At 77.1% G+C, this 17,027-nt stretch carries 21 protein-coding genes and 1 riboswitch; of the genes, 16 read left to right on the top strand and 5 right to left on the bottom strand.

Annotation, left to right across the window (positions count from 1 at the left end):
- Nucleotides 1-22 precede the first annotated feature (22 nt).
- Together ACI8AF_RS01695 and ACI8AF_RS01690 are read left to right on the top strand one after the other, a co-directional pair.
- Complete coding sequence (locus tag ACI8AF_RS01695; protein WP_456537918.1) at nucleotides 23-625, top strand: MSMEG_1061 family FMN-dependent PPOX-type flavoprotein; 603 nt, start codon at nucleotides 23-25, stop codon at nucleotides 623-625.
- 34 nt (nucleotides 626-659) lie between these two features.
- A complete protein-coding gene (locus ACI8AF_RS01690; protein ID WP_456537917.1) occupies nucleotides 660-1,085 on the top strand; it encodes a VOC family protein in 426 nt (141 codons plus the stop codon).
- Here ACI8AF_RS01690 and ACI8AF_RS01685 read toward each other — a convergent pair whose 3' ends face one another.
- The gene (locus tag ACI8AF_RS01685; RefSeq protein WP_456537916.1) at nucleotides 1,086-1,283 is read right to left on the bottom strand and encodes a hypothetical protein; all 198 of its coding nucleotides are present in this window, start codon (nucleotides 1,281-1,283) and stop codon (nucleotides 1,086-1,088) included. It abuts the gene before it with no gap.
- Nucleotides 1,284-1,541: 258 nt separating this feature from the next.
- Here ACI8AF_RS01685 and ACI8AF_RS01680 point away from each other — a divergent pair, with 258 nt between their 5' ends.
- Nucleotides 1,542-2,057 (top strand): type II toxin-antitoxin system PemK/MazF family toxin, encoded by a 516-nt coding sequence (locus tag ACI8AF_RS01680; protein WP_456537915.1) that lies wholly within the window; start codon nucleotides 1,542-1,544, stop codon nucleotides 2,055-2,057.
- A 7-nt stretch (nucleotides 2,058-2,064) separates the two neighbouring features.
- Here the strand turns inward: ACI8AF_RS01680 and ACI8AF_RS01675 are convergent, their stop codons facing one another.
- Both ACI8AF_RS01675 and ACI8AF_RS01670 read right to left on the bottom strand, forming a co-directional pair.
- Nucleotides 2,065-2,820 (bottom strand): maleylpyruvate isomerase family mycothiol-dependent enzyme, encoded by a 756-nt coding sequence (locus ACI8AF_RS01675; protein WP_456537914.1) that lies wholly within the window; start codon nucleotides 2,818-2,820, stop codon nucleotides 2,065-2,067.
- Nucleotides 2,821-2,841: 21 nt separating this feature from the next.
- Nucleotides 2,842-3,486: a TetR/AcrR family transcriptional regulator gene (locus ACI8AF_RS01670; protein WP_456537913.1), complete on the bottom strand. Its 645-nt coding sequence runs from the start codon at nucleotides 3,484-3,486 to the stop codon at nucleotides 2,842-2,844.
- Between the two features lie 94 nt (nucleotides 3,487-3,580).
- Between ACI8AF_RS01670 and ACI8AF_RS01665 the strand changes: the two genes are divergently transcribed.
- Entirely contained in the window at nucleotides 3,581-4,315 is a 735-nt protein-coding gene (locus tag ACI8AF_RS01665) for a class I SAM-dependent methyltransferase (protein ID WP_456537912.1), read from the top strand.
- A gap of 1 nt (nucleotide 4,316) precedes the next feature.
- On the opposite strand, the gene ACI8AF_RS01660 is transcribed toward ACI8AF_RS01665, so the two are convergent.
- A complete protein-coding gene (locus ACI8AF_RS01660; RefSeq protein ID WP_456537911.1) occupies nucleotides 4,317-5,702 on the bottom strand; it encodes an AbrB family transcriptional regulator in 1,386 nt (461 codons plus the stop codon).
- A gap of 244 nt (nucleotides 5,703-5,946) precedes the next feature.
- A riboswitch (cobalamin riboswitch) is annotated at nucleotides 5,947-6,063 on the top strand.
- 36 nt (nucleotides 6,064-6,099) lie between these two features.
- On the opposite strand from ACI8AF_RS01660, the gene ACI8AF_RS01655 reads away from it, so the two are divergent.
- From ACI8AF_RS01655 to cobA, 11 genes are read left to right on the top strand one after another with little or no spacing between them, the layout of a single operon-like run.
- Nucleotides 6,100-8,073, top strand: a complete 1,974-nt coding sequence (locus ACI8AF_RS01655; protein ID WP_456537910.1) for a putative cobaltochelatase — start codon at nucleotides 6,100-6,102, stop codon at nucleotides 8,071-8,073.
- 1 nt (nucleotide 8,074) lies between these two features.
- The gene (gene cobO / locus ACI8AF_RS01650) at nucleotides 8,075-8,689 is read left to right on the top strand and encodes a cob(I)yrinic acid a,c-diamide adenosyltransferase (RefSeq protein WP_456537909.1); all 615 of its coding nucleotides are present in this window, start codon (nucleotides 8,075-8,077) and stop codon (nucleotides 8,687-8,689) included.
- Nucleotides 8,686-10,074: a cobyrinate a,c-diamide synthase gene (locus ACI8AF_RS01645; RefSeq protein ID WP_456537908.1), complete on the top strand. Its 1,389-nt coding sequence runs from the start codon at nucleotides 8,686-8,688 to the stop codon at nucleotides 10,072-10,074. The genes cobO and ACI8AF_RS01645 overlap by 4 nt, the downstream gene beginning before the upstream one ends.
- Nucleotides 10,061-10,741, top strand: a complete 681-nt coding sequence (locus ACI8AF_RS01640; RefSeq protein ID WP_456537907.1) for an energy-coupling factor ABC transporter permease — start codon at nucleotides 10,061-10,063, stop codon at nucleotides 10,739-10,741. The genes ACI8AF_RS01645 and ACI8AF_RS01640 overlap by 14 nt, the downstream gene beginning before the upstream one ends.
- Nucleotides 10,738-11,055 carry an energy-coupling factor ABC transporter substrate-binding protein gene (locus tag ACI8AF_RS01635; protein WP_456537906.1) on the top strand — a complete coding sequence of 106 codons (318 nt, stop codon included), beginning with the start codon at nucleotides 10,738-10,740 and terminating at the stop codon, nucleotides 11,053-11,055. The genes ACI8AF_RS01640 and ACI8AF_RS01635 overlap by 4 nt, the downstream gene beginning before the upstream one ends.
- A complete protein-coding gene (cbiQ, locus tag ACI8AF_RS01630) occupies nucleotides 11,052-11,789 on the top strand; it encodes a cobalt ECF transporter T component CbiQ (protein WP_456537905.1) in 738 nt (245 codons plus the stop codon). The genes ACI8AF_RS01635 and cbiQ overlap by 4 nt, the downstream gene beginning before the upstream one ends.
- Nucleotides 11,786-12,631, top strand: coding sequence for an energy-coupling factor ABC transporter ATP-binding protein (locus tag ACI8AF_RS01625; protein ID WP_456537904.1), 846 nt, complete (start codon nucleotides 11,786-11,788; stop codon nucleotides 12,629-12,631). Before cbiQ ends, ACI8AF_RS01625 begins: the two co-directional genes overlap by 4 nt.
- Nucleotides 12,628-12,966 (top strand): cobalamin biosynthesis protein, encoded by a 339-nt coding sequence (locus ACI8AF_RS01620; protein WP_456537903.1) that lies wholly within the window; start codon nucleotides 12,628-12,630, stop codon nucleotides 12,964-12,966. The genes ACI8AF_RS01625 and ACI8AF_RS01620 overlap by 4 nt, the downstream gene beginning before the upstream one ends.
- Entirely contained in the window at nucleotides 12,963-13,997 is a 1,035-nt protein-coding gene (gene cobC / locus ACI8AF_RS01615) for an Rv2231c family pyridoxal phosphate-dependent protein CobC (RefSeq protein ID WP_456537902.1), read from the top strand. Before ACI8AF_RS01620 ends, cobC begins: the two co-directional genes overlap by 4 nt.
- Nucleotides 13,994-15,061, top strand: coding sequence for a nicotinate-nucleotide--dimethylbenzimidazole phosphoribosyltransferase (gene cobT, locus ACI8AF_RS01610; protein WP_456538038.1), 1,068 nt, complete (start codon nucleotides 13,994-13,996; stop codon nucleotides 15,059-15,061). Before cobC ends, cobT begins: the two co-directional genes overlap by 4 nt.
- On the top strand, nucleotides 15,061-16,338 hold the full coding sequence (cobA, locus tag ACI8AF_RS01605; protein ID WP_456537901.1) for a uroporphyrinogen-III C-methyltransferase: 1,278 nt from the start codon (nucleotides 15,061-15,063) through the stop codon (nucleotides 16,336-16,338). Before cobT ends, cobA begins: the two co-directional genes overlap by 1 nt.
- Before the next feature lie 2 nt (nucleotides 16,339-16,340).
- Here the strand turns inward: cobA and ACI8AF_RS01600 are convergent, their stop codons facing one another.
- On the bottom strand, nucleotides 16,341-16,463 hold the full coding sequence (locus ACI8AF_RS01600) for a hypothetical protein (protein WP_456537900.1): 123 nt from the start codon (nucleotides 16,461-16,463) through the stop codon (nucleotides 16,341-16,343).
- Between the two features lie 257 nt (nucleotides 16,464-16,720).
- Between ACI8AF_RS01600 and ACI8AF_RS01595 the strand changes: the two genes are divergently transcribed.
- Complete coding sequence (locus ACI8AF_RS01595) at nucleotides 16,721-16,990, top strand: HNH endonuclease signature motif containing protein (RefSeq protein ID WP_456537899.1); 270 nt, start codon at nucleotides 16,721-16,723, stop codon at nucleotides 16,988-16,990.
- The last annotated feature ends 37 nt before the right edge of the window (nucleotides 16,991-17,027 follow it).

Genomic DNA, 17,027 nt, shown 5'->3' with positions numbered 1-17,027 from the left:
GCCGGACGCTAGCGTCTTGCCCGTGCAGACCGGCCCCGACGTCCTCGCCAGCTACCAGACCCCGCACCCCAAGGCGATGGACAAGGAGATCGGCGCGCTCGACGCGCACTGCCGGGCCTTCATCGCGCTGTCGCCGTTCGCGACGCTCGCCACGGCCGACGCCGACGGCTGGCCCGAGGTCTCGCCCCGCGGCGGCGACCCGGGCTTCGTGCACGTGCTCGACGCGCACCGGCTGGTGCTGCCCGACCGGCCCGGCAACAACCGGGTCGAGAGCCTGCGCAACGTCGCCGGCAACCCGCGGGTGGCGCTGATGTTCCTGGTGCCGGGCATCGACGAGACGCTGCGGGTCTACGGCACCGGGTCGCTGGTCGCGGCCGGGGATCTGGACCTCGACCTCACCGAGTTCGGGCGGGCGCCGCGCTCGGCGCTGCTGGTCGAGGTCCGCTCGGCCTACTTCCAGTGCGGCAAGGCGGTGATGCGGTCGGGGCTGTGGGACCCGGAGCGGCGGGTGGAGCGGTCGGCCTTCCCGACGTTCAGCGAGGTGCTGCGCGACCACTGCGCCGACGAGTCGATGCCGCTGCTCGACACCGAGCGGATGCGGGCGGCGCTGAGCCTGGAGCTGTGAGAACTGTCGCCGGGGACCCCTAGGGTCCGGCGGCATGGCGACCGACTTCCAGGTGGTGATCGACTCCGCCGCGCCGCACGCGCTGGCGGACTGGTGGGCCGAGGCCCTGGGCTGGGAGGTGGAGCCGCAGGACGCGGCGTTCATCCGCCGGATGGTGGACGCCGGTCACGCCACGGAGGCCGACACCACGACCCACCGCGGGGCGCTGGTCTGGCGCGAGGGGCAGGCGATCACCTCGCCCGACCCCGGGCGACCGCGGGTGCTGTTCCAGCTGGTGCCGGAGGGCAAGACGGTCAAGAACCGGCTGCACCTGGACCTGCGGGTGGGCGAGGAGCGGCGCGAGGCCGAGATCGCCCGGTTGGTGGCGGCGGGCGCCACTGAGCTGCACCGCGGGACGCAAGGACCGCACTGGTGGGCGACCCTCGCCGACCCGGAGGGCAACGAGTTCTTCGTCGGCTAGCTAGCTGGCCTTGAGGTCGCGGGCCAGCTTGCGGTAGGCGACGGTGCGCTCGGCCAGCAGCCGGGCTCGTTCCTGCCGGGTCCGGCGTTCGCTACCGAGGTAGCGGGCGTCCTCCACGAGCTGAAAGGCGGCCAGGACGCTCGCCTTCGGCTCACGGGTACGCGGGACGGCCGGGCGCACGGGTTCGGCCGAGTTCATGGAGCCCCCCTCTCCCGGGGGGCAGGTCAACAGCACCCCGTGCCAGTCATGGTGCCCCCGTATCGGCAGATCGAACCCTTCTCGAAACCAATTGGTGTCGGAGTGTCACGTGAGTCTCATGTGACGACGGATCGGGCCGCCCGGCGCCGACCCGCTGCCGAGAAGGCGATCCGTGCACGACATCCGGCACGCCACGCGGTCCGGGCGTGCACGCAACGCCTTCTCGACGGGGCGCCCGCCGTCCGTACGGTGCTCCCCATGGCCGCTCCCCGCCTGACCCGGCTCGTCCGCACGGTGCTCGGCCGCCGCCGGGGGCCGGTCCGCCGGCCGGAGGCGCCGCGGCCGACCGCTCCGCAGCCGCCGCGCGCGGTCGAGCGCGGTCCCGCTCCCGGCGACGAGATCGGCTGGCACCCCCGGCCGGACGGCGCACCCGACCCCGGCGAGGTCGTCTGGGCGTGGGTGCCCTTCGACGAGGGCGACGGGCGGGGCAAGGACCGGCCGGTGCTGGTCATCGGCCGGCGCGGCGACGACCTGCTGGCGCTGCAGCTGAGCAGCGTCGACCACGACCGCGACGCCGCCGACGAGGCTCGGTACGGCCGCTACTGGACCGACCTGGGCGCCGGCCCCTGGGATCCCCGGGGCCGCCCGAGCGAGGTGCGGCTGGACCGCCTGCTGGTGCTCGCGGTCCCCGGCGTCCGCCGGGAGGGCGCGGCGCTCGACCGCGCGCGGTTCGAGCGGGTGGTCGAGGAGGCCCGCCGCACCCAGGGCTGGTGATCCCTCCCTAGAAGGGGACCTGCTGGGTGAGCAGGCCGGCACCGCTGCCGCGCCCGGAGAGCACGCGGCAGAACTCGACGGCGTCCATCTCGACGTCCTCGCCGTCGGGACCGGCGGACCACGTGCCGCCGGCCGGGCCGGTCAGCCGCAGCCGGTAGGGCCGGCCGTGCCGCTCGGCCCACTCGCGGACCACGTCGGCGACGAGGACGCCGTCGTGGGCCGGGGTGAGCTCGGGCTCGCGCCCGGTGGCCCGGGCGATGTCGACGCGGTGCATCCAGGTGTCGCGGGTCAGCACGACGTCGAACAGGAAGCCGAAGCGCCAGCGCTCGGTGTGCTCGCCGACGACCTGCTCCTCGGGCAGCGTCAGCCGCCCGATCACCCGGGACAGCCGGCGCCGCCCGCGGACGGCCCGCGGGAGCGCCGCCTCGAAGCGCGCCCGGGTCTCCTCCGGCGAGAGGTGGTCGCGCTCGCGCACCTGCAGCCCGGTGAGGGCGTCGATACCCCCGCCGGCGCGGGTGCTGAGGACGTTCTGCCGCACGGTCTGCCGCGGGAAGGCCACCATCTCGGCCATCCCGAGGACGTGCGCGGCCATCTGCCGGACGTCCCACGCGGTGCACTCGGTGGGCCGCTCCCAGTCGCCGGGGTCCAGCCGGCGCAGCACGGCGGCGAACCGGCCGTACTCGGAGGCGGCCAGGCGCAGTGCCTCGTCGCGGCCGAGCAGCGGCGGGCGGGGAGCGGGTCGGACGGTGGTGCTCGCGGACATCGAGGTCCTCCCGGGGAGGGATCAGGAGCGGAGGCGGGGGCCGCCGTGGTGGGCCAGCCACATGGCGACCACGTCGGGGAGGGCGCTGGTGAACGCGCCGGTCTCGAACGGCTCACCGGGCCCGTTGGCGAGCTGCTGGCTGATCACGCCGGCGGTGACCGACGTCCAGGTGCGGAACAGCAGGTCGACGTCGGCGCCGGGGTCGAGGACGCCTGCGTCGCGGAGGCCGGCGATCCGCTGCCGGCCCAGCGCCGCCAGCTCGACCGCCGGCGCGTACGCCTGCTCGCTGGGCACGAAACCGGGCACCGGCCGCCAGAACATCAGCGGCGCGTAGGCGGGGTGCTCGACCGCCCAGCGCACGAACACCTCGGCGTACACGTGCACGTACCGCACGGGGTCACCGTCACCGAACCCGGCGAGCAGGCCGCGCATCTCGGCCAGCAGCAGCCGCCAGCCGCGCTCGAACAGCGCGTCGTACAGCGCGTGCTTGCCGTCGAAGTACACGTACAGCGACGGCGGGCGGATGCCCATGCGGCGGGCCACCTCACCGAGCGTGAGCCCGGCGACGCCCTGCTCGCCCATGACCTCGACCGCGACGTCGAGCACCTGCTCGATCGTCTCCTGGCGCCGGCGGTGGCGGCGGTCGAGAGGGGCGGTCGTGCTCACGGCGGCGAGCATTCTCCTAATGGCGTTAGGAAGTCAACCGGTCGATAGGAATGCGCTTCCCCGTCGCGGCCGGGGTGCGGCACAGTGGCCCGCCGTGGACGACGTCGCGGTGTTCTGGGCCCTGCACTCCGACCTGCCGCGCGAGGGCGTCGGCTCCGACGCGACGACGCGGGAGCTGCTCGCCCTGGCCCGGCCGCTGCCCGGCGACCGGGCGCTGGACATCGGGTGCGGACCGGGGCGCTCCGCCCTCGTCCTGGCCCGGGAGGGGCTGCAGGTCACCGCCGTCGACACCCACGAGCCGTTCCTCGACCGGCTCCGGAGCGCGGCCGCCGACCGCGGGCTCGCCGTCACCGCGGAGCACGCCTCGATGACGGCCCTGCCGTACGCCGACGGCGCCTTCGACCTGCTGTGGTGCGAGGGCGCGGCCTACCTCATGGGCGTGGACGAGGCGCTGCGCACCTGGCGCCGGCCGGTCGTCCCCGGAGGCGCGCTGGTCTTCACGGAGGTCGGGTGGACCACAGCGTCGCCGTCGGAGGCCGCGCGGGGGTTCTGGTCGGCGTACCCCGCGATGCGCGACGAGGCGGCCACCGTCGCGGCGGCCGAGGCGGCCGGCTACGACGTCCTCGCCACCCGGCTGCTGCCCGAGTCCGACTGGTGGGACGAGTACTACGGGCCGCTGGCCGAGCGGATCGCCGCCCTCGCCTCGTCCGAGCCGGACCCCGACGAGGGGACGGCGGCGGCGCTGGCGGCCGCCCGGGCGGAGATCGACCTGCGCCGCGAGCACCCCGGCGACTACGGCTGCACGGGGTACGTGCTGCGGCGGCGGTGACTCAGTTCGCGCGCTGGCGCAGGTGGTAGACACCGGTCTGCGCGGTGAGTGACTCGAGGTCGTAGCGGTGGACCACCTTGGGACCGCCGTGCAGGTGCACGTGCGTGATGGTGGGCAGCGGCTGACCGTGGCGGGCCTCGCGGATCTGCACCCGCCCGTCGAGGGGGCCGCCGACGAAGAGCAGGACGGCGTCCTCGTCGCCGACCTCGTCGGACACCCACGCGCGCTCGGACAGCTCGACCCCTCCCCTGCTGCGATCCGGACCTCGACAGTAGGCGCGCGACCCTCCCAGGTCACGCCGGCGCGGCTGTCCGCTCCGCCACCCCGCGCCGTCACCGCTCCCCGCGCGGGCGCAGCTGCGGGCGAGCAGCGGCGCGGAGAACAGCATCACGAACAGCCGCAGCACCTGGACGGCGAGCACGAAGGTGGCGTCGGCCCCGCTCCCGGTCGCCGTCGCCAGGACGGCGTAGAGGCCGCCGGGCGTGGTGGCCAGGTAGCCGTCGAGCAGGCCGACGCCGGTCGCGCGCGACAGCAGCAGGCCGAGCCCGGCGCAGGCGACCACGCTGCCGACGACGAGCGCCACCGCGAGCGGCAGGGCGCGCCCCACCAGCCGCAGGTCGGCGCGGGTGAAGCCCAGGCCCACCTGCAGCCCGATCGCCAGGAAGGCGGCCCACTCCAGCGGCAGGGGCACGGTCGCCCCCTGCGAGACGCCGGTCAGGTCGAGGGTCGCGGCGACCGCCATCGGCCCGAGCAGCGAGCCCACCGGGAGGTGCGCCAGGCGGCCCAGCAGCAGGCCGGCGGCGATGCTGAGGGCCGTGAACAGCAGACCGCCGGGCCAGCCCGCCCCGTCCTCCGCCGGCGCGGCGCCGCCGCCGGAGGCGCCGTAGACCGTCGTCGCCACGATCGGCATCGCGATCAGGACGATCAGGACGCGGACGTACTGCAGGACGGCGACCACCTGCTCGTCGGCGCCGAGGTCGCGGGCCACCGCGGTGATGCCCGAGGCGCCGCCGGCGATCATCGAGAAGGCGCCGGTGACCGGGCTGATGCCGCGCTGCAGGCGCATCAGCTGACCGGCGACCAGGCTGACCGCCAGCGTGCCGAGGGTGACCAGCACGATCGGCAGCCAGTGCTCGGCCAGCGCGCCCAGCGTCTCCGACTCGACGAGGAAACCGACCGAGACCCCGATCAGCGCCTGCGACGCGGTGCCGACCGGCTGCGGGACCCGGTCGGCACCGCGACCGAGCAGCGTGCGGGCGAGGCCGGCGACGAGCCCGCCGAAGATCGGCGCGGAGGGGACGCCCGCCAGGTCGAGCAGCAGGCCGGCGAGGGCCCCCACGACGACGACGGCGGCCCGGTCCAGCAGCCGCCGGCCCCGTCGTCCCACGCCCTCACCGTGCTCCCGCGACCCCCGTCACCCGCCGACGATCCGGCGCAGCTCGGCGACGTAGGCCGGCCCCGGCGTCGGCCCAGCACGGCGACGGCCAGCCGGGCCGCCGCGGTGTCGCGGTCGAGGGCGCCGTCTTCCATATCGGAAAGCGCGCAGCATCCCTTTCCAACTCGTCGAGACGCGCTTTCCGGATCGTCGAGCCACGGGTGGGCTGTCGGCGCGCGGGACCGCCGTGGTCTGATGATCCCCGAACTGCGACGGCAGTGGAGGAAGCCGGTGCGACTCCGGCGCGGTCCCGCCACTGTGAGCCGGTCCCCGCCGGTCAGTCAGGAACTCCCGCCGTCGCTTCCTGCCACCTCCGGGCGTGGACACCCGGGAGAGGACGCGTGGTCTCTTGACCTACCCCTTCGGCGCCGTCGTCGGCATGGACGACATGCGGCTGGCCCTGCTGCTCAACGCCGTCTCCCCCGCCGTCGGCGGGGTGCTCGTGCGCGGCGAGAAGGGGACGGCGAAGTCGACGACGGTGCGCGCGCTGGCCGCCGTCCTGCCGCCGGTCGACGTGGTCGCCGGGTGCCGCTTCGCCTGCGACCCCGCCGCGCCCGACCCGGCCTGCCCCGACGGCCCGCACGACACCGGCGTCCCCGGGCTGACCCGGCCGGCACGGCTGGTCGAGCTGCCGGTCGGCGCCTCGGAGGACCGCGTCGTCGGCTCGCTGGACCTCGAGCGGGCGCTGACCGAGGGCGTGAAGGCGTTCGAGCCGGGCCTGCTGGCGTCGGCGCACCGCGGCGTGCTCTACGTCGACGAGGTCAACCTGCTGCACGACCACCTGGTCGACCTGCTGCTCGACGCCGCCGCGATGGGCACCGCCTACGTCGAGCGCGAGGGCGTCTCGGTGCGGCACGCGGCCCGGTTCCTGCTGGTCGGGACGATGAACCCGGAGGAGGGCGAGCTCCGGCCGCAGCTGCTCGACCGCTTCGGGCTCACCGTGGAGGTGGCCGCGCCGCGGGACCCCGCCGAGCGCGCGGAGGTGGTCCGCCGCCGGTTCACGTACGACGCCGACCCGGCCGGGTTCGCCGCCGCGTGGGCCGCCGAGGAGACCGCGCTGGCCGCCCGGATCGCCGACGCCCGCGCCCGCCTGCCGCACGTCGTCCTCCCCGATGAGGCGCTGCGCCAGGTCACCGCGGTCTGCGCGGCCTTCGACGTCGACGGGCTGCGGGCCGACCTGGTGACCGCCCGCGCCGCGATCGCGCACGCCGCCTGGTGCGGGCGCGACGCGGTGACCGAGGAGGACGTGCGGGTCGCCGCGCGCCTGGCGCTGCCGCACCGCCGCCGGCGCAACCCCTTCGACGCCCCCGGCCTCGACGAGGACACCCTCGACCGGGCGCTGGAGGACTCCCGCCCCGACGACCCCGGGCCGCCGGACGACGACGACCCCGACGGCGGCGGGCCCCCACCGGAGGACCCGCTTTCGGCGCCGGAAGCGGACCCGCCTTCGGCGCCGGAAGCGGACGAGGGATCGTCCGGGCCGGCGCCGCAGCGGGCCGCGGTCGACCCGGGCGAGCCGTTCCGCGCCCGCCGGCTCGAGGTGCCCGGCATCGGCGCGGGCGCGGCCGGGCGGCGGTCCCGCGCCCGGTCCGAGCGCGGGCGGGTCGTCGGCTCGATCCGCCCGGCCGGCACCGTGACGAGGCTGCACCTGGCCGACACCGTGCGCGCGGCGGCGCCGCACCAGGTGGCCCGCGGCCGCACCGGCCCGGGCCTGCGGATCGCCCGCGAGGACCTGCGGCAGGCGTCGCTGGAGGGCCGCGAGGGCAACCTCGTGCTCTTCGTCGTCGACGCCAGCGGCTCGATGGGCTCGCGCGCGCGGATGAGCGCGGTGAAGGGCGCCGTCCTGTCGCTGCTGCTCGACGCCTACCAGCGCCGCGACAAGGTCGGGCTGGTCACCTTCCGCGGGACGACCGCCGAGCTGGCGCTGCCGCCCACCTGGTCGGTGGAGGCGGCGGCCGCGCGGCTGACCGAGCTGCCGACCGGCGGCCGGACGCCGCTGGCCGCCGGGCTGCTGCGCGCGCACGACACCCTGCGCGTCGAGCGCGTCCGCGACCCGCAGCGGCGGCCGCTGCTCGTCGTCGTCACCGACGGGCGGGCCACCGGTGCGCGCGGCGGCGACCACCTCGGCCGGGCGCACGCCGCGGCCGGGCTGCTGGCCGCCGAGGGGACCGCCGCCGTCGTCGTCGACTGCGAGTCCGGGCCGGTCCGGCTCGGGCTGGCCGGCACGCTCGGCACCGCCCTCGGCGCGCAGACGCTGCGCCTCGAGGAGCTGGCCGCCGACGCGCTGGCGGCCACGGTGCGCAGCGCGCGGAAGGCGGCCTGACGTGCCGCAGGGGGTCCCCACCGCCGTCCCGGAGGACGGGCTGACCACGCGGCAGCGGCGCAACCGGCCGGTCCTCGCCGTGCACACCGGCGAGATGAAGGGCAAGTCCACCGCCGCGTTCGGCATGGCCATGCGGGCGTGGAACCAGGGCTGGCCGATCGCGGTCTACCAGTTCGTCAAGAGCGCGAAGTGGAAGGTCGGCGAGGAGAACGCGCTCACCGCGCTGGGCCGGCTGCACGAGCAGACCGGCGAGGGCGGCCCGGTGGTCTGGCACAAGATGGGCTCGGGCTGGTCGTGGTCGCGCCGCCAGGGCTCCGAGGTCGACCACGCCGCCGACGCCGCGGAGGGCTGGGCGCAGATCAAGCGCGACCTCGCCGCCGAGGCGCACCGCTTCTACGTCCTCGACGAGTTCACCTACCCGCTGAAGTGGGGCTGGGTCGACGTCGACGACGTGGTGACGACGCTGCTCGGGCGCCCCGGCAACCAGCACGTCGTCGTCACCGGCCGCGACGCGCACCCGAAGCTGGTCGAGGCCGCCGACCTGGTGGTCGAGATGACCAAGGTCAAGCACCCCATGGACGCCGGCCAGAAGGGCCAGCGGGGGATCGAGTGGTGACCCTCCCGCGCGTCGTGCTGGCCGCGCCGTCGTCCGGCGCGGGGAAAACGTCGATCGCGACCGGGCTGGTCGCCGCCCTCGCCGCGCGGGGGCTCGCGGTGAGCTCGCACAAGGTGGGCCCCGACTACATCGACCCCGGCTACGCGGGCCTCGCCGCCGGCCGCCCGGGCCGCAACCTCGACCCGTGGCTGGTCGGCGAGGAGCGGATCGCGCCGCTGTTCCTGCACGGCGCCCGCGGGGCCGACGTCGCCGTCGTCGAGGGCGTGATGGGCCTCTTCGACGGCGCCTCCCACCCGTCGGTCGAGCCGGGGTTCGCCTCGACGGCGCACCTGGCCGCGCTGCTGCGGGCGCCGGTCGTGCTGGTGGTCGACGCCTCGTCCCAGGCCCGCAGCGTCGCGGCGCTGGTGCACGGCTTCGCGACCTTCGACCCGGGCGTGCGGATCGGCGGCGTCGTCCTCAACCGGGTCGGCAGCGACCGGCACGAGGCGATCCTGCGCGACGCGCTCGGCGCCGCGGGCGTGCCGGTGCTCGGCGCGGTCCGCCGGCTGCCGGAGCTCGCCACGCCGTCGCGCCACCTGGGCCTCGTACCGGCGGCCGAGCGCAGCGCCGAGGCGGTGGCCACGGTCCGGTCGCTCGGCCAGGTGGTCGCGGGATCGGTGGACCTCGACGCCGTCCTGCGGCTCGCCCGGTCGGCCCCGGCGCTCGACGCCGCCCCGTGGGACCCGGCCGCCGAGGTGACGCCGGTCGAGGGGCGGCCGCGGATCGCCGTCGCCGGCGGCGCCGCCTTCACCTTCGGCTACGCCGAGCACGCCGAGCTCCTCGCCGCGGCCGGCGCCGAGGTGGTCACCGTCGACCCCCTGGCCGACGAGGCGCTGCCCGAGGGCACCGCCGGCCTGGTGGTCGGCGGCGGCTTCCCCGAGGTCTACGCCGCGCAGCTGTCGGCCAACACCGGGCTGCGCGCCGAGATCGCCGAGCTGGCCGCGCGCGGCGGGCCGATCGCCGCGGAGTGCGCCGGCCTGCTCTACCTCGCCCGCAGCCTGGACGGCGTCCCGATGTGCGGGGTGCTCACCACCGACGCGGTCATGACGCCGAAGCTCACGCTGGGCTACCGCGCGGCCGTGGCCCCGGTGGGCTCCGTCCTGGCGGCGGCCGGCACCCGCGTGCGCGGGCACGAGTTCCACCGCACCGCGTGCTCGCCGCAGGCCGGGACGCACCCCGCGTGGCAGTGGTCGGCGACCACCCGCGAGGGCTTCGTGACGACGAGCGTGCACGCCTCCTACCTGCACCTGCACTGGGCGGGCAGCCCGCAGCTCGCCGAGCGCTTCGTCGCCGCGTGCGCGGCCGCCGACCGGACCCGAGAGGAGCACGCCGGTGCACATCGCTGAGGGGTTCCTCCCCGAGGGGCACGCGCTGGGCTGGACGATCGCGGCCGCGCCGTTCGTCGTGCACGGCGCCCGCGCCGTGGTCAAGGAGGTGCGCGAGCACCCCGCGTCGACCCTGCTGCTCGGCGCGGCCGGGGCGTTCACCTTCGTGCTGAGCGCGATCAAGCTGCCCTCGGTGACCGGCAGCTCCAGCCACCCGACGGGGACCGGCGCGGGCGCGGTGCTGTTCCGGCCACCGGTGATGGCGCTGCTCGGCACCGTGGTCCTGCTGTTCCAGGCGCTGCTGCTCGCCCACGGCGGGCTGACCACGCTGGGGGCCAACGCCTTCTCGATGGCGGTGGTCGGGCCGTGGGTGGGCTACGGCGCCTACCGGCTGGTCCGGGTGCTCGGCGGCGGCCTGCTGCCGGGCGTCTTCGTCGCCCTCGCGCTCGCCGACCTCGCCACGTACGTGACGACGTCGCTGCAGCTGGCGCTGGCCTTCCCCGACGCCGAGAGCGGATTCGCCGGCGCGGTGGTCAAGTTCCTCGGCGTCTTCGCCTTCACCCAGCTGCCGCTGGCGGTCGGCGAGGGCCTGCTGGGCGTCCTGCTGTTCCGGGTGCTGCTCGCCAACGCCCGGCCCGACCTGGAGCGGCTCGGGGTCGTCCGCCCCGAGCAGGAGGAGGTCCGGTGAACCGCCGCCGCCTGGTCACGGTGCTGCTCGTCCTCGGCGTGGTGGCGCTGTTCGCCGTCCCGCCGGCGCTCGACCGGGGCCGGTCCGAGTACGCCGGCAGCGACAGCCAGGCCACCGAGGCCGTCGCGGAGACCGGCTACGAGCCGTGGTTCGAGTCGTTGTTCACGCCGTCGTCGCCGTCGGTGGAGTCGGGGCTGTTCGCCGCCCAGGCGGCGGTCGGCGGCCTCGTGCTCGGCTACGTGCTGGGCCGGCTGCGCGGCCGCAGGCCGGCCGCGAAGCCCGCCGCCGACACCGGGGAGCGGGCGGGACCGTGACCGGTCTCGCCGTCGACGACGCGGCCTGGGCGAGCGCCTGGCGCCGCCGCTCCCCCACCGACAAGCTGCTGCTCTGCGTCGGGCTGGTCGTCTGCGCGCTCGTGCTCCCGGTCTGGCCGGGCAGCGTGCTCGTGGGGTTCGCCGCCGTCGTCCTGGCCCTCGGCCCGGCGCGCGTCCCGGCGCGCACCTTCTGCCGCGCGGTGCGCTGGCCGCTGGCGTTCGTCGCGATCGGCGCGCTGACCGCGGTGGTGCAGGTGGACGGCGACGGCGTCGGCTGGGCGCCCGACGCCGCGGCCCGGGCCGGCTCGCTGGTCGGGCACTCCCTGGCCGGTGGTGCCGCCGTCCTGCTGCTGGCCACCACCACGCCGATGTCCGACCTGCTGCCCGCGCTGCGCCGGCTGCGGGTGCCGGCGGCGGTCGTGGAGGTCGCCGGGGTCACCTACCGGCTGCTGTTCGTGCTGCTGACCAGCCTGCGCGCGATCCGCGAGGCGCAGACCGCGCGCATGGGCTACTCCTCGCTGCGCCGCTCGTACCGGTCGTCGGGGGCGCTCGCCGCCGCGGTGCTCACCCGCTCGTGGGACTCGGCCCGCCGGCTGCAGGAGGGGCTGGCCGGGCGCGGACTGGAGACCGGCCTGCGGGTGCTGCCCGAGGCCCTGCCCTCGTCCCGGCGGTTCCTGGCCGCGACCGCGGTCGGCCTGGCGGCCCTGGTGTCGGTGTCGGCGGTGGTCGCGTGAGCCACCGGACGCTCGTCGCGCACGACCTGGTCGCCGGGTACGAGCGCGGCCGCCGGGTCCTCGACGGCGCCTCGCTGACCGTCCCCGCCGGGCGCCGGCTGGCCGTCCTCGGCGCCAACGGCTCGGGCAAGACGACGCTGCTGCGCTGCCTCTCGGGGGCGTTGAAGCCGGTGTCGGGCGCGGTGACGGTCGACGACGTCCCGCTCGAGCACACGCGCCGCGGGCTGCGGGCGCACCGGCAGGAGGTGCAACTGGTCCTGCAGGACCCCGACGACCAGCTGTTCTCCGCGTCGGTGGCGCAGGACGTCTCGTTCGGGCCGGTGAACCTGGGGCTGCCCGAGGACGAGGTCCGCGAGCGGGTGGCCGAGGCGCTCGCGCTGCTCGCCGTCGACGCGCTGGCCGGCCGGCCCACCCACCAGCTCTCCTACGGCGAGCGCAAGCGGGTGGCGATCGCCGGCGCCGTCGCCATGCGCCCGTGCGTGCTGCTGCTCGACGAGCCCACCGCGGGGCTGGACCCCTCCGCGGTCGCCGAGGCGCTGGCCGCGCTCACCCGGCTGCAGGCCGCCGGGTCGACGGTGGTGATGAGCACGCACGACGTCGACCTGGCGCTGCGCTGGGCCGACGAGGTCGCCGTCGTCGTCGACCGCCGGGTCGTGCAGGGCGACCCGGCGGAGCTGCTCGGGGACGACGGCCTGCTCGTCCGCGCCCGGCTGGACCGCCCGTGGGCGCTGTCGGTCGGCGCGCGGCTGCGCGAGCTCGGCCTGCTGCCCGACGGCGCCCTCCCCCGGGACGCCGCCGCGCTGCTGGCCGCGCTGCCCGAGCGGCCCGGGGTGCCGACGTGACGACCGTCGGGGTGGGCGCCTCGTCGGGCGCGACCGCCGGCGAGGTGCTCGCCGCGGTCGAGGCGGTGCTGCCCGCCGGGGCCCGGGGCGTCCGGCTGGCGACGCTCGACGCGCGGACGGCGGTCGTCGCGGCGGCCGCGGCGCTGCGGGGCTGGCCGGTCGTGGCGTACCCGGCCGCCGAGCTGGCCGCGGTGCCCGTGCCGGCGCCGTCCCCGGTCGTGGCGACGGCGGTGGGCACCCCGTCGGTGGCCGAGGCGGCCGCGCTGCTCGGCGGCGGGCGGCTCGTCGTCGGCAAGACGGTGGTGGGCCGGGTGACCGTGGCGGTCGCGTCGTGAACCCCCTCGACTTCCATGGCGACGACGAGCTGGCGCCGGGCCTGGTCGACCTGGCGGTGAACGTCCGCAGCGGGGCACCGCCCGCGTGGCTGCGCGCCGCGCTGCGCGACGCCCTGGACGACGTCGCCGCCTACCCCGACGCCCGGCCGGCGCGCGAGGCCGTGGCGGCGGCGCACGGGCGGCCGGTGGACGAGGTGCTGCTCACCGCCGGCGCCGCCGAGGCGTTCGTGCTGCTGGCCCGGGCGGTCGCGCCGCGGCGCGCGGTGGTCGTCCACCCGTCGTTCACCGAGCCCGAGGCGGCGCTGCGGGCCGCCGGGCACGCGGTCGAGCGGCTGCTGCTGGAGCCGCCCGGGTACCGGTTGCGCGCCGTCCCCGAGGACGCCGACCTGGTCGTCGTCGGCAACCCGACCAACCCGACGTCGGTGCTGCACCCGGCGTCCGACGTCGCGGCGCTGGCCCGGCCGGGGCGGGTGCTGCTGGTCGACGAGGCCTTCGCCGACACCCTGCCCGGGGAGCCGGAGTCGCTGGCCGGGCGGCGCGACCTGCCCGGGCTGCTGGTGGTGCGCAGCCTGACCAAGACGTGGGGGCTGGCCGGGCTGCGGGTGGGCTACGCGCTCGGCCCGGCCGACCTGGTCGCGGCGCTCGCCGAGCAGCAGCCGCACTGGCCGGTGTCGACGCCGGCGTTGGCCGCGCTGGTCGCCTGCAGCACCCCGGCCGCGCGCGCCGAGGCCGAGGCGGCCGCGGACGAGCTCGACCGCGCGCGCAAGGCGCTGCTCGCCGTCCTCCCCGACGGCGTCGAGGTGGTCGGCGAGCCGCGCTCGTCGTTCGTGCTGCTGCGCGTGCCCGGCGGCGGGCGGGTGCGGGCGGAGCTGCGGTCGGCCGGCTTCGCGGTGCGCCGCGGCGACACCTTCCCGGGCCTGTCGGCCGACCACCTGCGGGTCGCGGTCCGCGATCCGGAGACCTCCCGTGCGTTCGCCGAGGCGCTCGCTGGGATCCTTGACCGGACCCGCACTCCCGAGGAGCACCGCTGAGCACCCTGCTGGACACCACGATCGCCGCCGTCCGCCCCCGCGACGCCGCGGCCGAGCGGGCTGCCCGCGAGCGGCTGGACCGGATGACCAAGCCGCCGGGCTCGCTCGGCGTGCTGGAGGACGTCGCCGCGCAGCTGGCCGGCATCGCCGGCACCTGCCCGGCCCCGGTCCCCGCGCCGGCCGCCGTGGCCGTGTTCGCCGGCGACCACGGCGTGCACGCCCAGGGCGTCACCCACTGGCCGCAGGAGGTGACCGCGCAGATGGTCGCCAACTTTGTCGCCGGCGGGGCGGTCGTGAACGCGTTCGCCGCGCAGCTGGGCGCGGACGTGGTGGTCGTGGACGTCGGGGTGGCGACGCCGCTGGAGCGGGCGGACGGGCTGCTCGACCGCAAGGTGCGGCCCGGCACCGCCGACCTGGCGCTGGGCCCGGCGATGACGCTCGCCGAGGCGCGCCGGGCGGTCGAGGTGGGCATCGAGGTGGCGACGGACCTGGCCGCCGACCACGGCGTGCTGGTCACCGGCGACATGGGCATCACCAACACGACGGCGTCGGCCGCGCTGGTCTGCGCGTTCACCGGCGCTACCCCCGCCGAGGCGACCGGCCGCGGGACCGGCGTCGACGACCCGACGCTGGCCCGCAAGGTGGCCGTCGTGACGCAGGCCGTGGCCCGGGTGCCGGCCCGCCCGGCGTCGCCGGAGGCCGCGCTGGCCGCGCTGGCCGAGGTCGGCGGGCTCGAGCACGCGGCGCTGGCCGGTTTCGTGCTGGGCGCGGCCGCCGCACGGACGCCGGTGCTCCTCGACGGCGTGATCGCCGGGTCGGCGGCGCTGGTCGCGGCCGCGCTGTGCCCGGCGGCGCTGGAGCACGCGCTCGCCGGGCACACCTCGGCCGAGCCGGGCCACGGGCTCGCGCTGCGCGCGCTGGGCCTGCGCCCGCTGCTGGGGCTGGACCTGCGGCTGGGCGAGGGCACCGGCGCGCTGCTGGCGCTGCCGCTGGCGCAGTCGGCCGCTCGCGCGCTGCGCGACGTGGCCACCTTCGACTCGGCCGGCGTGACCGAGAAGGCCTGATGTCGGCGACGCCCGTGGACCCCGCGTCGGGGGTCGTCTACCCCGTCGGCCTGCGGCTGCTCGACCGCCGCGTGGTCGTCGTCGGCGGCGGCCAGGTGGCGCACCGGCGGGTGGCCGGGCTGCTGGAGGCGCGGGCGCTGGTCACCGTCGTCTCCCCCGAGGTGACCCCGGCGCTGGAGGCGCTGGTCGAGCCGGGCGCGCTGACCTGGGTGCGGCGCCGCTACGAGCCGGGCGACCTCGACGGCGCCTGGTACGCGGTGGCGGCGACCGACGACCCCGAGGTCAACGCGGCGGTGGCGGCGGAGGCCGAGGCGGCGCGGATCTTCTGCGCCCGCGCCGACGACCGGTCGGCGTCCTCGGTGTGGACTCCCGCCGTGGGCCGGCAGGGCGACCTGGTCGTCGGCGTGCACGGCGGCGGCGACCCGCAGCGGGCGGTCGGCGTGCGCGACGCCGTGGTCGCCGGGCTCACCGACGGGTCCATCGCCGACCGGGCCGGCCGCTCCGGTCCGGACCGGCCGGGTGCGGTGGTGCTGGTCGGCGGCGGTCCGGGCGACCCGGGCCTGATCACGGTGCGCGGGCAGCAGGCGGTCTCGCAGGCCGACGTCGTCCTGGCCGACCACCTCGCGCCCCAGTCGCTGCTGGCCTCGCTGCCCTCGGAGGTCGAGGTCATCGACGCCTCGAAGCTGCCGCGCGGGCGCTCGATGGCGCAGGAGCAGATCAACGAGCTGCTGGTCGCGCACGCGCGGGCCGGCAAGCGGGTCGTCCGGCTCAAGGGCGGCGACCCGTTCGTCTTCGGCCGCGGCATGGAGGAGCTGGAGGCCTGCGTGGCCGCCGGCATCCCGGTCGAGGTCGTGCCGGGCGTGACCAGCGCGATCGGCGTCCCGGGGCTGGCCGGCATCCCGGTCACGCACCGCGGGCTGACCCACGAGTTCGTCGTCGTGTCGGGGCACGTGCCGCCGGGACACCCGCAGTCGCTGGTCGACTGGGCCGCGCTCGGGCGGCTGCGCGGCACGCTCGTGGTGCTCATGGGCGTCGACACCGCACCGGCGATCGCGGCGGCGCTGGTGGCGCACGGCCGGGCGCCGGAGACGCCCGTCGCCGTCGTCACCGACGGCTCGACGCCCACCCAGCGCGTGGTCCGCACCACCCTCGACGGGCTGGCGAAGACCATGGCCGAGGAGGGCATCCGGCCACCGGCCGTGTGGGTGGTCGGCGACGTCGTCGCGCTCCCCGGACGCTCGCTCGCCCCGGCGGACGACGCCGAGGACGAGGACTGACCTCACCCGCTCCACGCTGCGGTTCGCGTGGTGAGCCGCTCGACCAGGCCCACCGGCCGGCCGGCGACGAGCGCAGCCTGGCGCAGCGGCAGGCCGACGCCGCCGTGCAGCTGGCCGACATCCACCTCGGCTGCGGCACCCTGCCGCTGCTGCGCACCGTGAAGCCCCAGGTCGCGGTCACCGTGGACCTGGCGGACCTGCTCGACCCCACGACCGGCCGGGGCGCCGCCCGCACCGGCTTCGGCGCGGTCCTCTCCGCCGCCCGCGCCCGGTGGGCGGCCTGCGACGCCGACCTCACCCGGATCGTGCTCGGCCCGAACGGGGAACCGCTCGACCTCGGCCGTCGGCCCCGCTGCAGGGGCCCGCGCCGAGCGGGCGAGGCGTGGGGGGCAGCGGGGTCCTTCCATTCGCCGGCTGCGACGCCCCGCACCACTGGTGCGAGGTCCACCACCTGCTCGCCTGGGCGCTCGGCGGCGAGACCAGCCTGGACAACTCCGGGCTGCTCTGCGAACGGCACCACACCCAGGTTCACCACGACTTCCGCATCGAGCGGGACACCGCCGGCCGGTGGCACACCTACCGGCCCGACGGCACCGAGATCCACGTCATCCGGCCACCCGCCGACGACCCCGAGCTCGCCCGCGCAGGCTGAAGAGCCGAGCAGTACTTGTACTACGGATATAGCACTT

The organism is Blastococcus sp. SYSU D00669 (assembly GCF_054050715.1).
The sequence above is the reverse complement of the archived record's forward strand: the minus strand, read 5'-3'. Positions and strand labels throughout refer to the sequence as shown.

What these genes read in the sequence shown, in the direction of transcription:
- ACI8AF_RS01690 (WP_456537917.1), top strand. Translation starts at nt 660, where the DNA reads ATGGCGACCGACTTCCAGGTGGTGATCGACTCCGCCGCGCCGCACGCG.
- ACI8AF_RS01685 (WP_456537916.1), bottom strand. Translation starts at nt 1,283, where the DNA reads ATGAACTCGGCCGAACCCGTGCGCCCGGCCGTCCCGCGTACCCGTGAG.
- ACI8AF_RS01680 (WP_456537915.1), top strand. Translation starts at nt 1,542, where the DNA reads ATGGCCGCTCCCCGCCTGACCCGGCTCGTCCGCACGGTGCTCGGCCGC.
- ACI8AF_RS01675 (WP_456537914.1), bottom strand. Translation starts at nt 2,820, where the DNA reads ATGTCCGCGAGCACCACCGTCCGACCCGCTCCCCGCCCGCCGCTGCTC.
- cobA (WP_456537901.1), top strand. Translation starts at nt 15,061, where the DNA reads ATGTCGGCGACGCCCGTGGACCCCGCGTCGGGGGTCGTCTACCCCGTC.